At 66.8% G+C, this 12,971-nt stretch carries 12 protein-coding genes; 7 read left to right on the top strand and 5 right to left on the bottom strand.

What is annotated here, in order from left to right; all coding sequences use genetic code 11:
• Window positions 1-21: 21 nt before the first annotated feature.
• Both ACGFZ3_RS10370 and ACGFZ3_RS10365 read right to left on the bottom strand, forming a co-directional pair.
• Window positions 22-555, bottom strand: coding sequence for a WG repeat-containing protein (locus ACGFZ3_RS10370; RefSeq protein ID WP_392920175.1), 534 nt, complete (start codon window positions 553-555; stop codon window positions 22-24).
• A complete protein-coding gene (locus ACGFZ3_RS10365) occupies window positions 555-2,267 on the bottom strand; it encodes an alkaline phosphatase (protein ID WP_392920173.1) in 1,713 nt (570 codons plus the stop codon). Before ACGFZ3_RS10365 ends, ACGFZ3_RS10370 begins: the two co-directional genes overlap by 1 nt.
• A 150-nt stretch (window positions 2,268-2,417) precedes the next feature.
• On the opposite strand from ACGFZ3_RS10365, the gene ACGFZ3_RS10360 reads away from it, so the two are divergent.
• The 7 genes from ACGFZ3_RS10360 to ACGFZ3_RS10330 all read left to right on the top strand — a co-directional run bounded on the left by ACGFZ3_RS10360 (window position 2,418) and on the right by ACGFZ3_RS10330 (window position 9,755).
• The gene (locus ACGFZ3_RS10360; protein ID WP_392920170.1) at window positions 2,418-3,746 is read left to right on the top strand and encodes a dicarboxylate/amino acid:cation symporter; all 1,329 of its coding nucleotides are present in this window, start codon (window positions 2,418-2,420) and stop codon (window positions 3,744-3,746) included.
• A 302-nt stretch (window positions 3,747-4,048) separates the two neighbouring features.
• Entirely contained in the window at window positions 4,049-4,591 is a 543-nt protein-coding gene (locus ACGFZ3_RS10355; RefSeq protein ID WP_392920167.1) for a hypothetical protein, read from the top strand.
• Window positions 4,588-5,226 (top strand): hypothetical protein, encoded by a 639-nt coding sequence (locus ACGFZ3_RS10350; RefSeq protein ID WP_392920164.1) that lies wholly within the window; start codon window positions 4,588-4,590, stop codon window positions 5,224-5,226. Before ACGFZ3_RS10355 ends, ACGFZ3_RS10350 begins: the two co-directional genes overlap by 4 nt.
• 43 nt (window positions 5,227-5,269) lie before the next feature.
• Complete coding sequence (locus tag ACGFZ3_RS10345; protein ID WP_392920161.1) at window positions 5,270-6,769, top strand: adhesin; 1,500 nt, start codon at window positions 5,270-5,272, stop codon at window positions 6,767-6,769.
• A gap of 137 nt (window positions 6,770-6,906) precedes the next feature.
• Entirely contained in the window at window positions 6,907-7,608 is a 702-nt protein-coding gene (locus ACGFZ3_RS10340; RefSeq protein ID WP_392920158.1) for a C39 family peptidase, read from the top strand.
• An 8-nt stretch (window positions 7,609-7,616) separates the two neighbouring features.
• Window positions 7,617-8,399 (top strand): hypothetical protein, encoded by a 783-nt coding sequence (locus ACGFZ3_RS10335; RefSeq protein ID WP_392920155.1) that lies wholly within the window; start codon window positions 7,617-7,619, stop codon window positions 8,397-8,399.
• A 45-nt stretch (window positions 8,400-8,444) separates the two neighbouring features.
• The gene (locus tag ACGFZ3_RS10330) at window positions 8,445-9,755 is read left to right on the top strand and encodes a transporter (protein WP_392920152.1); all 1,311 of its coding nucleotides are present in this window, start codon (window positions 8,445-8,447) and stop codon (window positions 9,753-9,755) included.
• A 121-nt stretch (window positions 9,756-9,876) separates the two neighbouring features.
• Here the strand turns inward: ACGFZ3_RS10330 and ACGFZ3_RS10325 are convergent, their stop codons facing one another.
• The 3 genes from ACGFZ3_RS10325 to ACGFZ3_RS10315 all read right to left on the bottom strand — a co-directional run bounded on the left by ACGFZ3_RS10325 (window position 9,877) and on the right by ACGFZ3_RS10315 (window position 12,902).
• Window positions 9,877-11,214: a sigma-54 interaction domain-containing protein gene (locus tag ACGFZ3_RS10325; RefSeq protein WP_392920149.1), complete on the bottom strand. Its 1,338-nt coding sequence runs from the start codon at window positions 11,212-11,214 to the stop codon at window positions 9,877-9,879.
• A 243-nt stretch (window positions 11,215-11,457) separates the two neighbouring features.
• The gene (locus ACGFZ3_RS10320) at window positions 11,458-12,222 is read right to left on the bottom strand and encodes a C40 family peptidase (protein WP_392920961.1); all 765 of its coding nucleotides are present in this window, start codon (window positions 12,220-12,222) and stop codon (window positions 11,458-11,460) included.
• Window positions 12,223-12,368: 146 nt separating this feature from the next.
• Window positions 12,369-12,902 carry a C40 family peptidase gene (locus tag ACGFZ3_RS10315; protein WP_392920146.1) on the bottom strand — a complete coding sequence of 178 codons (534 nt, stop codon included), beginning with the start codon at window positions 12,900-12,902 and terminating at the stop codon, window positions 12,369-12,371.
• Window positions 12,903-12,971: the final 69 nt, after the last annotated feature.

The following is a 12,971-nucleotide window of genomic DNA, read 5'->3' as shown; positions in this document are numbered from 1 at the left end:
CCCTGGCAGCACCGGCCGCCATCATCCAGGCTCATCGCCCACGCGGCGGCCCTGGCGGTCGATGTGGAACCACTCGCCGCCTTCCATGGGAGTGTGTCCATCGCCATCCGGCGTGCCGCGCCGGCAGCCGTTGCAGACCTGGGCAGTTCCATCGGAAAACGGCCAGCCGAAATCGTAGGTGCCGGGTACTGCCTGGTCCAGCGTGGCATTGAAGTACGCGATGCGGTCGCCCACGCGGCCGCGCAGCAGGCCTTCTTCCACATGATCCGGGCCATTATCCCAGGTGATTACCGCCTGGGTGCGCCCCTGGCGGCTGACGTAGTGGAAGCTGTCCCCGGCGTACACCGCCACCAGCCCAAGGTTGTCGTACTCCAGCCGGGCACGCGCCGACGCGTCGAGCGTCAGCCGGCCCTGTTCCAGGCGGCAGCCGGCCAGCGGCTGCAACCCGTCTTCCTCGGTAAGCCGCTGGCAGGCCGGCGGCTCGGCAACCCCGACCGCCGGTCCCAGCAGCAGCGCGGCCAGCACGCCGGCCCGCGCAACGCGGCGCGCCCGCATCAGTTACCGGCGTCCTTGCGCTCGAATGCGGCCGGCACCGGCAGTTCCACCGGCACGCCCTTGGCGTCGCAGGTACCGGCTTCGCACAGGCGCTGGCGCAGGCGCGGAGTGGCCTGCACGATCATGTGGTAGATCGTGTTCTGTTCCATGGTGCCGCGTATCGCCCTGCTGCCAGGGCCACGGGCCCAGATGCCGACATCTTCGCCGCCGTGGCTTTCGCTCTTCATCGGCACCAGGGCTTCCTGCATGTAGTCAGGGTGCTCGGTATCCACGTGGGTCAGGTCCGGGCGGCCCTTGGCCGGATCGAAGCTGGTCGGGTTGTGCGGGTAGGCCTTGGGCCCCGCCGGCTGCTGGTTGGTGGCGCCGGCGTTGCCCGGGCCATTGGCGTAGCTGAGGGTGGTGTAGGGCAGGCCCAGGCCGTCACGGGCCAGGTCGAGCGCGCCGGCGCCGTCTTCGCCGCCCTTGTCCTTGACCTTGCCCAGGATCGGGTTGCCTCGCGCCGGGTAGCCCACGAAGTTGAGCGTGTGCGAGTGGTCGGCGGTGACGATGATCAGCGTGTCCTGGTCGGAGGTGGCCTCTGCCGCTGCACGGACCGCATCGGACAGCGCCACCGTGTCGCTGAGCGCCCGGTAGGCGTTGCCGCTGTGGTTGGCGTGGTCGATGCGCGCACCTTCCACCATCAGCACGTAACCTTCCTGGTGGCGCGACAGGTTGGCGATGGCGGCCTTGGTCAGTTCGGCCAGGCTGGGCTCGCCGGAGGGGTCGTCCTTGCGCTCGATCTCGTAGCGCATGTGGTCCGGCTCGAACAGGCCCAGCAGCGCCGGCGCGTTGGCGGCGGCCTGCAGCTGCTTCGCATTCCAGACATACGCGCCCTGCGGGTGGGCCTGCTTCCATTCGCCGACCAAGCTGCGGCCGTCCAGGCGCAGGCCGACCTTGTCGTCGTACTCCGGGTCGGTCTCTTCCACGGTGGTGAACTGGGCGCGGCCACCGCCGAGGGCGACCAGCGGGCCGCGCCCGTAGCGCGAGCTGCCCAGCAGCTGCTGGGCGATGTCCCTGCAGCCTGCCGCTTTCGCTGCTTCCGGGAGGTCGGCGTCGCTTTCCCAGTTGCGCTCGGGCGAATGGGCGTAGGTGGCGGCCGGGGTGGCATGGGTCAGGCGTGCGGTGGATACCACGCCGGTGGCCATGCCGGCGCTGTCGGCCAGCTGCAGCCAGGTCAGCAGACCCTTGCCCAGGCTGTCGGCGCAGTCGCTGCGGCTGCCCGCGCTGACCCCGATGGCGCCCATGTGGGTCTTCACGCCGGTGGTGATGGCGGTCATGGTGCCGGCCGAATCGGGGGTCTGCGAATCGGTGTTGTAGGTCTTGCTGAAGGCGGTGGCGGGGAAGCGCTCCCAGGAGAGCAGGTTCTCTTCGCCCGGGTTGCCGTTGCGCTGGCCCTCGTAGATGCGTGCGGCCGCCACGGTGGTCAGGCTCATGCCATCGCCCAGGAACAGGATCACGTTCTTTGCCCGGCCGTCCATCGCACCACTGCCGGCGGCCCGGGCGGCGCCGCTGCGGTACCACCACTGCGGGGTTTCACCGGCCGGGTGGGACACCGAAGGTACCTCGACCTGAACGGAGCCGGCATTGGCACGGGAGGTGGGGGTGGACGTGGCGCAGGCGCCAAGCATCAGGGTGGTGGCGACGGCCGCCACAAGAGGCGTGAAACGGGACATGGACGCGCGTATCTCAATGGTGAAACGGGCGTTCATTATGCAGAACGCCGCAAGGCACGCCGATGACACGCTGATTTGTTTCTGTGCGCCTCGTCCGCAGGCGCGGGTTGGGCTAAGGTGAGGGGCTGTCACTCTCTCCCTGGAATGCTCATGACGCTGGTGTCTGCCTGGCTGCGGATTCCGTTCTGGCAGCGCGTACTTGGCGGTTTCGTGCTGGGCGCGCTGGCTGGCTGGCTGCTTGGCCCCGCCGCCGAAACCTGGTTCGGCCCACTCGGCGACCTGTACGTCACGCTGATCAAGATGATCGCGGTGCCGCTGGTGTTCTTCGCGGTGATCAATGCCATTTCCTCGCTGCACGGGCAGAAATCCGTGGCCGCGCTGGGTGGGCGCACGTTCCTGTGGTTCATCATCACCGCCGCGCTGGCAGTGGGCATCGGCCTGGCCGTGGGCACCCTGATGCAGCCGGGGACCGGCAACCTCAGCCTGAGCATGGACCACGGCTACACGCCGCGCGAAGTGCCCAGCGTGGTCAAGGTGGTCATGGACGTGGTGCCGTCCAACGTTTTCTACGCGCTGACCGGCATCGGCACCAAGGTCAACGCGGCCGGTGAGACCGTGCTGGCGGCAGGCCGCGGTTCGATCCTGCCGGTGATCTTCTTCGCCGGCCTGCTCGGCTTTGCGATGGTCAAGCTGGGCGACAAGGTCGCCGAAGCGCGCAAGCTGACCGGGCAGATGAGCGACATCATGATCCAGGTCACCCGCTTCGTGCTGGAGATGACCCCGCTGGGTACGTTCGGCCTGATCGCCGGGCTGGTGGGCAGCTACGGCTTCGAAAAGCTGCTGCCGCTGGGCAGCTTCGTGCTGGCGCTCTACGTGGCCTGCGCGCTGCATATCGTGCTGGTGTACGGCAGCCTGCTGCTGGTGCATGGCCTGAACCCGTTGAAGTTCTTCCGGGGTGCCGCGCCGGGCATGCAGGTGGCCTTCGTCAGCTCCTCCAGCTTCGCAGCGATGCCGGCGGCAATGCGTTCGATCACCCATAACCTGGGGGTCAACAAGGACTACGCGTCCTTTGCCGTGCCGCTGGGCGCCAGCATCAAAATGGATGGCTGCGGTGCGATCTACCCGGCGTTGTGCGCGGTGTTCATCGCGCAGTACACCGGCGTACCCCTCTCCCCCGAGCAGTATGTGGTCGTGCTGATCGCCTCGGTGCTGGGCAGCTTCGGTACCGCTGGCGTGCCGGGCACGGCGGTGGTGATGGCCACGGTGGTGCTGAGCGCGGCCAACCTGCCACTTGAAACCATCGGCTACCTCTACGCGATCGACCGCATCCTGGACATGATGCGCACGATGACCAATGTCACCGGCCAGATGCTGGTGCCGGTGCTGGTGGCCAAGGAAACCGGCCTGCTCGACCGTGAGGTCTACGACAACCCGTCGACCAACGTGGGCGTGGACGAGGGCGAAGAGCGCAGCTCTTAGCACGATCGGCAAGGTCGTCATGCAGACGGGCCGGCTCCTGCCGGCCCGTCTGCATTTCATGACTGCGCGCTGTGACATCTGTATCGGAAGGTGTATCAACGCTGATACACCAAGGTGCGAGGCGAGCGTCATCCAGCGTCTTGGCGCATGCAGGCGCGCGTTCAGGATGGGTGAACCCCTGCAGGGGTGTAACACCCGCGTTGCAATGACAGCGGTCGGCGGCGGCGAAATGCCCGCAAACCGGGCGCTTCGAACTTGGCACGATTGCTGCTCCATCCCTCCGCAGGTAACGGGAGGTCGCAATGGACAGCGTTCGCGTACGAAGCAGGGCAACGGCGGTGACGGGTCTGCTGCTGGTGATGGTGCTGGCACCGGCGGCGACGCAGGCGTCAGGCGCACGGCAGGGAGTGAAGGCCCAGCCGGGTGAGATGGTGCTGCTGCGTGACGTATCCGCGCGGCCCGCGTACCGGCCAGCCCCTCCGGGCGTGGCGCTGATCGCTGATCCGTCCCCCAAGCGCGAGGTTGCTGGCGCCCTGGGCACGCCGGGCGGCATGGACGAACTGAGCGACGACGATTACGCCTCGCTGGGCTCCAATACCGGCATCGCTGCCGGCCACCAGCAGACTACCGTGGAGCGTGTCACCACGGGGACCATCAACAGCACCCTCGGCAAAGCCACCAGCAGCGGGGTGCTGTCGGGTAGTTCGCTTGGCCGCAGCATCGGTGGTCCGATGGGCGCGGTGGGCAACGCGACCCGCGGTATCGGCGACCAGGTGCGCGGTGCACTTGCGCAGTTCCCGCTCGGCCAGCCTGCAGGCGGCCCGTCCGGTGGGCCCGGCAAATGAAACGCGTCGCTGTCCTGCTCACATCGGGTCTGTTGTTCGCCCTGCCGCTGACGCTGTGCGCGCAGCAGGCTGACGACTACGCCGCCATGCTCGGCTACCTCAACCACACCCGTATCGATGGCAGTGCGCTGCGTGGCAGCGACGGTGCCATGGTGGTCAACATGGCCGCCGGCGACTTCAACCTGCAGGGCAACCTGCTGGGTATCGCCAGCGGCGAAACCGTAGAGATATCGGTCGACGCGCGCCAGCGCCACATCAACAACCGGGTGCGCGCCGACGGCGCACTGGACGCCAGCGCCAGCATCGGCGGCCTGGCATTCAACGGCGCCAGTGGCGTCGCCATGATCAATCAGGCCAGCGGTATCGGCAACGCGACGCTCAATGTCGTCACTGCCGCGCTGGCGCAACAGGGCATACGCGAGACGAACGATGAGGCCTTGGCCGCGTCGGGGGCACTCGCGTCAGCAGGGGGGCAGGGCACCGCACGCCGCGGTGGTTCCGCCGGACCCCGCAGCGTCGCCGTGGAGGACACCGCGCTGCAGGGATTCGACGGCGTTCTGCAACTCAACCAGATCGCGGGCTCCGGCAACACCACCGCCAACCAACTGGGCATCTCGGTGCAGTCCACCCCGTGAGTAGTTCCATCCACCCGATTGTCGTGAAGAGAGAGAGGGCACCATGAACACCATGAACAAGACGGTACTTGCACTGGCCATCGCAGTTGCGGCCACCGCATCTGCCTCCGCACAGGACAACCAGAACGCCAGCGCGTTCATCAACCACATCCACAATGTGTGGGAAACCCGCACCAATACCAACACGAACACCAACCTCAATACCGATGTTGATACCAACATCAATACCGATATCGACACCGATATCGATACCAATATCGATACCAACATCCGCAACGACTGGGACTCGCGTACCCGCGTACGCAACAACAGCACCACCAACACCAGCAGCGACACCAGCACCCGGACCACCACCAGGAGCTACAGTGACACCAGCGACGTGAACCACACGCGCAACGTCACCGTCAATGAAAACGTCCAGAAGAACAGCAACATCCAGGCCGACGAGCGCAAGGAAAAGAACAACCACGGCGTGGACGTGAACCTGGAATCGGACCTCCAGGTGGGTGCGGATGTGCAGTTCCGCGGCCGCCCGACCGTCTCGGGTGACCTGGAAGTGGACTCGGCTGCCATTGCGATCATCGACAACCGGCAGTCGATCACCGACAACGAGGGCGACAACCAGCTGCTGGAAAACAACGCGTCGATCAGCGAGAACGTGGCGCAGGACGCGTCGGGCAACCTCGGGTTCAACACCGCCGCAGGTGACAACAACGCCCAGGACAACGCCGCGTCGCTGTCTGCCGCTGATGCCTCGTTCACCTTCGGCATGTCCGACGCGCAGGTGTACGTGAACCAGTACGGCGCCGGCAACACCACCACCAACGAAGGCGTGGTCAACAACTCCAGCCTCAGTGGCAACGCGTTCCGTGGCGCCACCGGCAACATCGGCGTAAACAGCGCTGCTGGCAACAACAACGAGCAGAAGAACGCCCTGGCTGCGTCGGTGTCCACCGCCCGCATGGCGACGGCAAGCATCAGTTCGAACCAGGTCTCCACCGGCAACAGCGTGTCCAACGAGGGCTACGTGAAGGCCATGCGTGACACCACCGAGGTCACCCTGCGCGGCACGGTCCGTGGCGGTACGGCGGCCATCGGTGCGGGTGGCTACGCCGGTCGCGGCAACGCCTACCAGAAGGAGAACTTCTACCCGGATACCTGGTCCGGCGCGTCGCACACCGGTGGCAACCAGACCGGGCACATCGATCTGGATGCTGACGCCCAAGGCGCAACCGACAACCCGTACAACGAGGGTGCAGGTGGCATCGCGTTCGATACCGACGAGCGCGGCGTGCTCGCCTACGGCGAAGTCGGCTATGCCGATCTGCGTGCCAGCCTGAGCGGAACCGTCCAGAGCACCCGTTGGGTGGTGGAACGTGCCGAGAACAACGCCTCGCTGTCAGGTGATTCGTTCCGTAGTGCCAGCGGCAACATTGGCGTGAACGTTGCCGCCGGCACCGGCAACCTGCAGGCCAACAGCCTGGCCCTGGCCGTGGCCCAGCCGTCCACCGGCGGCAACCCGGGCGGTGGTGGCGGCGAGTAACCGTGTCCGTTTTCGCAGGCAACACGCGTTGAGCGCAACAAACCCGGCCATCCGCCAATGGCCGGGCTCCCCGGGAGCCCCTGTTCCATCCTCCCCCTTTGGGGCAGGGGCTCCTTCCTTCTTCCGGAGCCATGCCGATGTGGTCGAGCCGAGCCCTGTGCTGCGCGTTGTCGCTGTCGATCCTGCCGGCGGGCGCTCTGCGCGCCGGTGACGTGTCCTTCAGCGGGGTGCTGCCCAACGGCGCGGTGTACTCCCAGCGCGTGGAGAGCATGCAGGAGCGGCGCTTCCGCAACGTAGTGCGCCAACATACCGATTACAGCTGCGGCGCGGCCGCATTGGCCACGATCCTGCGTTATGCCTACCACCTGGACGCCGACGAAGGCACGGTGATCGAAGGAATGATGGGGGTCTCAGACCCGGAACTGGTCCACCAGCGCGGGTTTTCACTGTTGGACATCAAGCGATACGTGGAATCGATGGGCATGCGTGGACGTGGCTACCGCGTCAACGAAGAGCGCCTGCGCTCGCTGCGCGTGCCCGGGCTGGTGTTGATGGACGTGCGCGGCTTCCGCCACTTCGTGGTCCTCAAGCAGGTCCGCGGTGACGTGGTGGACGTGGCGGACCCGATCCTGGGCAACCGCAGCATCCCCGTCAACGAATTTCTCGAATCATGGCCGTCGCGCGCCGTGTTCGTCGTGATCGGTACCGATTTCGACAGGAACACCGTGTTGCTGCAGCCCGGCGAACAGCCCAGTGCGCGTTCGCTGTATGCACGGCAGGGCCCGATCACCGACGCGGAACTGGTGGATTTCGGGTTCACCCATGCCGATCTGTTCTAGGAGGCACCATGAACATCGCAAACTGGACGCACAGTGCATTGATCGTCGCAGCGCTCGGGATCGCCCCCGTACACGCCGCCGATGCACCCAAGGCGCAGGAGCAGGGACGCCCCGGCAAGGGATTGAGCGAAATACCCGACCCGGAACTGAAACTGATGCGTGGCCGCTACACCGTCAACGGCAATGCCGTGGCCTGGTTCGGCGTGACCATGGTTTCGCAATGGCAGGCTGGCAACCAGTCCGCACAGAGCGCGCTGACCCTGGGCATGGATTTCAGCCATGGCGGCAACACGCCCAAGGTGAGCTTCACGCCCAGCGTCACCGTCACCGCGGCCGACGCGCCGCTGCCGGAAACCCCGGGGCGCAGCGTGGATTCCAGCGGCCTGCAGAACGTGGCCGGGCTCACCCAGAGCATCCAGGTGGCCGGTGACAACAACGTGGCCAGCAACGCCACCCAGTTGAACGTGCGCGAAGGCACCGCACCCACCACCACCGAACAGAGCGCCCCCCAGGCCAGCGCGCAGCAGGGCGGCGTGAGCGCCGTGGCCCAGCAGGACGGCAACAGCGCCAGCGTGCAGCTGCAGATCCAGGGCGTGGGCCAGGTCCAGCAATGGATCCGCAACGGCAGTGTCGGCCAGAGCATCGCCGTGGCCAGCGATGGGCAATCGGCCAGCAACCGCATGCAGATCGACCTGGTGCGGCAGACGCTGGCCAATGGTGGATCGCTGAACCAGAACGTGGCCCAGGCGATGAACCTGGTACGCGGTGTAGGCATGGGGCCCGGCCAGTAACACCGGCCGGGTGGGGGGCACGACACCAGAACGCAGGGCAGGGAAATGCACACCTCGATCCGCATTACACCGCTGGCGCTGGCGGCGCTGGCACTGATCGCGCCAGCTGCAGCCAACGCGCAGGACGCACCGGCCACCTCGGCCGACGACGCCGACGTCAAGGCACTCATCCAACAGCTGGAAACGCTCAAGGCCAACTATGCCCAGGAAGTGCGCCGGTTGCGCGAACTGGACATGCAGGTACAGGCCATGCAGGCCCGCCTGAGCGGCAAGACCGCGCCGCTGGCCGGCGCCGCGCCACCCGAACCGCTGCCCGCGAGCACCCCCGCCGCACCGCCCACCGGTGACGGCTACGCCAGCACCGCCGCCGAAGCGCAGCAGGCCAAAGAGGCCTCGCGCCGCAGCGTCGACGACGTCAAACAACAGACTTCGACCCTGTTCACCCGGCGCTTCACCCTGGAAAACAGCCTGAGCTACGCCCGCTACGACCGCAAGCAACTCACCCTCAACGGCTTCCTCGCCCTCGACGCGATCTTCCTCGGCAACATCGCCATCGAAAACGTCGAGTCCGACACCCTCACCTACAACCTGGCCGCACGCTGGGGCCTCACCCCGCGCCTGGCCCTGAACCTGGACGTGCCCTACCTGGCCCGCAAGACCGTCTTCCAGAAGGGCGGCGCCGGCGGTTCGGCCGCTGCCATCGCCCAGGAAGAAACCACCGGCAACGGCCTCGGCGACATCAGCCTGAGCGCCAACTACAAACTGTTCGCCGAAAAAGGCCGCTGGCCCGAAACCGTGTTGACCGTGGGTGCCACCGCCCCCACCGGCCGCGAACCCTACGGCCTCAGCTGGAAAGTGCTCGAGCGCGACGACGACGACTTCATCCGCTTCGCCGTGCCCGAACAGCAGCCCACCGGCAACGGCGTCTGGCAGGCCAACGTCGGCCTCTCGGCGGTCAAGACCGCCGACCCGGCCATCCTGTTTGCCAACATCGGCTACATCCACTCGTTCGAAAACAGCTTCGACGACCTCGACGCCAACCCCGACACCGTCAACCCCGGTGACGTCAAACTCGGCGGGTCGTACTACTTCGGCGCCGGCGTGGCGTTCGCCTTCAACGAACGCACCAGCCTGAGCATCTCCTTCAGCGACAAGCTCAGCGCCCGCGCCTCCACCCGCTTCAAGGGCGGCCAGTGGGTCAAGATCGTCGGCAGCGATGCCAACGCGGCCACGCTCAACCTGGGCATCACCTACGCACTCAATCAGAACACCACGATCGTGAGTCTGCTGGGTATCGGCCTGACGCCGGATTCGCCGGACTTTACCTTGGCGTTCAAGGTGCCCTATATCCTGTAACGCGCGTATCGACCAACGGTCGATACCTACCGCGTTGCGCAATCGCGCGATGTCGGCTTCATGAGGGCCGGCCAACGGCCGGCCCCAAGCCCGTACGCTCGCAAACCAGGGCTTTTCGCTCTTAGCGCAACTCCGGCAGAGCGAGTTGATGCTTGCGGCACAAGCGGTACACGGTAACGCGAGACACCTGCATGGTGCGGGCACATGCGGTGATGTTGAACGCGTTATCGCGCAGGGCCTGCAGCAAGGCGTCGCGCTCGGCCGCCTGGCGTGCATCGTGCAGCAGCCGCTGCGGCATCTCCACCTGCGGTGGCAGCAGCTCCAGGTCGGCCACGTTGATCAGTTCGGCCTCGCTGACGATCGCCGCCCGCTGCACCCGGTTCAACAGCTCGCGCACGTTGCCCGGCCAGTTGAACCGCTGCATCGCCTGCGCCGCCTCCGTCGTGAAGCCGCGTGCACGCGTCACGTGCCGGCGGCGGAAACTGGCCAGGAAGTGCTCCGCCAGCAGCAGGATGTCGCTGCCCCGGTCACGCAGCGGCGGCATCGGCAAACGCAGCACATTGAGCCGGTAGAACAGATCGCGGCGGAACTGCCCGCGCTCTACCGCCTGCTCCAGGTCGATGTGCGTTGCCGCCACCACCCGTACATCCACTGCCAGCGGATGGTTGCTCCCCACCCGCTCGATCGTGCCTTCCTGCAGGACGCGCAACAGGTTCGTCTGCGCATCCAGCGGCAGGTCGCCGATCTCGTCAAGGAACACCGTACCCCCGCTGGCCGTTTCGAACAGGCCCAGCCGACGCGTCGCTGCACCGGTGAACGCCCCGCGCTCATGCCCGAACAGCTCCGATTGCACCAGCGCCGCCGGAATCGCCCCGCAGTTCACCGCCAGGAACGGCCGCGAATGGCGCGGCGACAGCGCATGCAGCGCCTGCGCCGCCAGTTCCTTGCCCGTTCCCGTTTCTCCCGTGATCAGCACCGGCAGTTCCACCGGCGCGAACTTGCGCAGGGCGGCCCGTGCAACCTGCAGCACCGCACTGTTGCCGACCAGCGCCTGCACGCCGGGCGACGAACGCGTCTCGTCGCCCTCTGCCAGACGCTGCAGCCGCTCGACCAGGCTGGACAGGTCCAGTGGCGCGGTAAACGTCTCCACGCAGCCGGCCAACAGCGACTGCAGCGGTGGCGGGGTGGGGTAGGGGCCAGGGGGCAGGATCGCCAGCACGCGCATGTGCCGGTGCTGTTCCAGCAGCGCCTGCAGGTGCTCAAGATGGCCAGGTACGGCCCCGCGCAGGTCCAGCACGCCGACCACCAGGTCGTTGCCGCGCATGCCGATGGCCACGCACGCATCGCTGGCCACCCCGCGCACCTGCCACCCTTCCGCCGCCAATGCGGCACGCTCGGCCGCGTGTGGTTGCCCAAACCAGATTACACACCGGGCTGGAAATTCAGGGACTGCCGCCATGCGTCACCTTTACTGGAAAGATCGCGGGCGGTGTCTGCGGGTCGGCGTGACCCCGGCGAGCCGCCCCACGCCGGAGTCAACAACCCCTGCCGAATCCGGCCGGGGCTGGTCGCACGCACTTGGATCTGCTCGAACGACAGTAGGAACAACGCGGGTTGCCTCCGTCAGCGGCCACCGGGTCCCCAAACGAAAAAGGCCGCTGCACGGGGCAGCGGCCTTCAGGCGGCGCGGTGGGAGGCCGGTTCAGAGTTCGACGCGGCGGGCCTGCATGAACTTGCCGCTCCAGTAGCCCGAAACCAGGCTGTCCACGCGGACGTCCTTGCCGGTGCTCGGGGCATGCAGGAAGCGGCCTTCCCCCACGTAGATGCCCACATGGTCGACCCGGCCCCTGCGGCCGAAGAACACCAGGTCACCGGCCGCCAGCGCGTTGCGGTCATTGATCAGCTCGGCTTCGCCGTCATGGGCCATTTCACGCGAAACGCGCGGCAGCTCGATGCCAAGCGCGGTCTTGAACACATAGCCGACCAGGCCGCTGCAGTCGAAACCGCTGTCCGGCGAGGTGCCGCCCCAACGGTACGGGGTGCCCAGCAGGGTCATGGCACGGCGCAGCAGCGACTGCACCTTGCCGTTGTCGGCGGCCCCACCCACCACGACGCCGTTGGCGCCGGAGCTGGCATCGTAGTTGGCCAGCAGGCGGCTGAGATCGCCGGCAAACATCGCCGAACGGTCCATGAGCGGAATGGTGTCGTTGGCCGCCAGGTGCGGAAGCAGAGCGGCGAGGGTGGCACTGGCAGCGGCATCGGCCTTGCTGCGGGCCGGCGCATCCGCCTTGGGCTTGGCGGCGGCGGGAATCTCGGGGGCGGCTGCGGTGGCAACCGGCGCGGCATCGACGGGGAGTGTCGGTGCCGTCTGCGCCCAGGCCGGAAGGCTGGCAACGCACAGGGCGAAAGCGAGAAGAGCGGGGCGGGCAGTGCGCCGGAAAGCGGCGGTCTGGCCTTGGCACGTCAGGTCGGCTGTCGTCACGCGGCGGTCACTGAATAAAAACGATGGGTGATGATGCCGTGTAAGACGTGTGATTTGGTACAAATTCCGTTAAATTTTCGTTCACATCATTGTGATGGGCGTCGCATTTTTAGACCTTCCCCCTGTTCATTTCAGTGAAGGACCCGTTTCGCCCCCGTGTAGTGCTGCTTCCAGTAGCTGCCGCCCAGCGAATCCAGCCGGACCGTTCCGCCCGTGCTGGGAGCATGCACGAAGCGCCCTTCACCCACATAGATGCCGACATGGAACACGTTGCCGCGGTCACCGAAGAACACCAGGTCGCCCGGTGCCAGCCGCTGCGGATCGATCTTCGGGCCCTGCACCGCCGCCAGGTCGCGCGAGGTCCGCGGCAGCTTCAGGTCGAGCATTTCCCGGTAGACGTAGGCTACAAGCCCACTGCAATCAAAGCCCGATTCGGGGGTGTTGCCGCCGTAGCGGTAGGGGGTGCCGACCAGCCCGATGGCGCGCATCAGCACCGCATTGGCCGCCTGGGGGTCCTTGGGCACCACCGTCGGCCAGACCTGGGTTGAGGCGGGCGGCGCACTGGGCCGGGGGGCCTTGCCACCGCCGCAGGCGGCCAGAAGGGCCAGCGTGAGCAGGGCGGCGACCCGGGCAACAGAGCGGTTCAAGCGCGGAACTGGCGTCATGTGCGTGATGTCCGGATAATGCGCGGCCTCAGAAGGCCGTCATGATGGCGGCGTACTTGGCGGGCGACA

Source organism: Stenotrophomonas sp. NPDC047960 (assembly GCF_043204395.1).
Lineage (GTDB): Bacteria > Pseudomonadota > Gammaproteobacteria > Xanthomonadales > Xanthomonadaceae > Stenotrophomonas.
Note: the sequence above shows the minus strand (reverse complement) of the source record. Positions and strands in the feature narration are given on the sequence as shown.

Coding starts and splice junctions, on each gene's coding strand:
- ACGFZ3_RS10370 (WP_392920175.1), bottom strand. CDS start 555: ATGCGGGCGCGCCGCGTTGCGCGGGCCGGCGTGCTGGCCGCGCTGCTG.
- ACGFZ3_RS10365 (WP_392920173.1), bottom strand. CDS start 2,267: ATGTCCCGTTTCACGCCTCTTGTGGCGGCCGTCGCCACCACCCTGATG.
- ACGFZ3_RS10360 (WP_392920170.1), top strand. CDS start 2,418: ATGACGCTGGTGTCTGCCTGGCTGCGGATTCCGTTCTGGCAGCGCGTA.
- ACGFZ3_RS10355 (WP_392920167.1), top strand. CDS start 4,049: ATGGACAGCGTTCGCGTACGAAGCAGGGCAACGGCGGTGACGGGTCTG.
- ACGFZ3_RS10350 (WP_392920164.1), top strand. CDS start 4,588: ATGAAACGCGTCGCTGTCCTGCTCACATCGGGTCTGTTGTTCGCCCTG.
- ACGFZ3_RS10345 (WP_392920161.1), top strand. CDS start 5,270: ATGAACACCATGAACAAGACGGTACTTGCACTGGCCATCGCAGTTGCG.
- ACGFZ3_RS10340 (WP_392920158.1), top strand. CDS start 6,907: ATGTGGTCGAGCCGAGCCCTGTGCTGCGCGTTGTCGCTGTCGATCCTG.
- ACGFZ3_RS10335 (WP_392920155.1), top strand. CDS start 7,617: ATGAACATCGCAAACTGGACGCACAGTGCATTGATCGTCGCAGCGCTC.
- ACGFZ3_RS10330 (WP_392920152.1), top strand. CDS start 8,445: ATGCACACCTCGATCCGCATTACACCGCTGGCGCTGGCGGCGCTGGCA.
- ACGFZ3_RS10325 (WP_392920149.1), bottom strand. CDS start 11,214: ATGGCGGCAGTCCCTGAATTTCCAGCCCGGTGTGTAATCTGGTTTGGG.
- ACGFZ3_RS10315 (WP_392920146.1), bottom strand. CDS start 12,902: ATGACGCCAGTTCCGCGCTTGAACCGCTCTGTTGCCCGGGTCGCCGCC.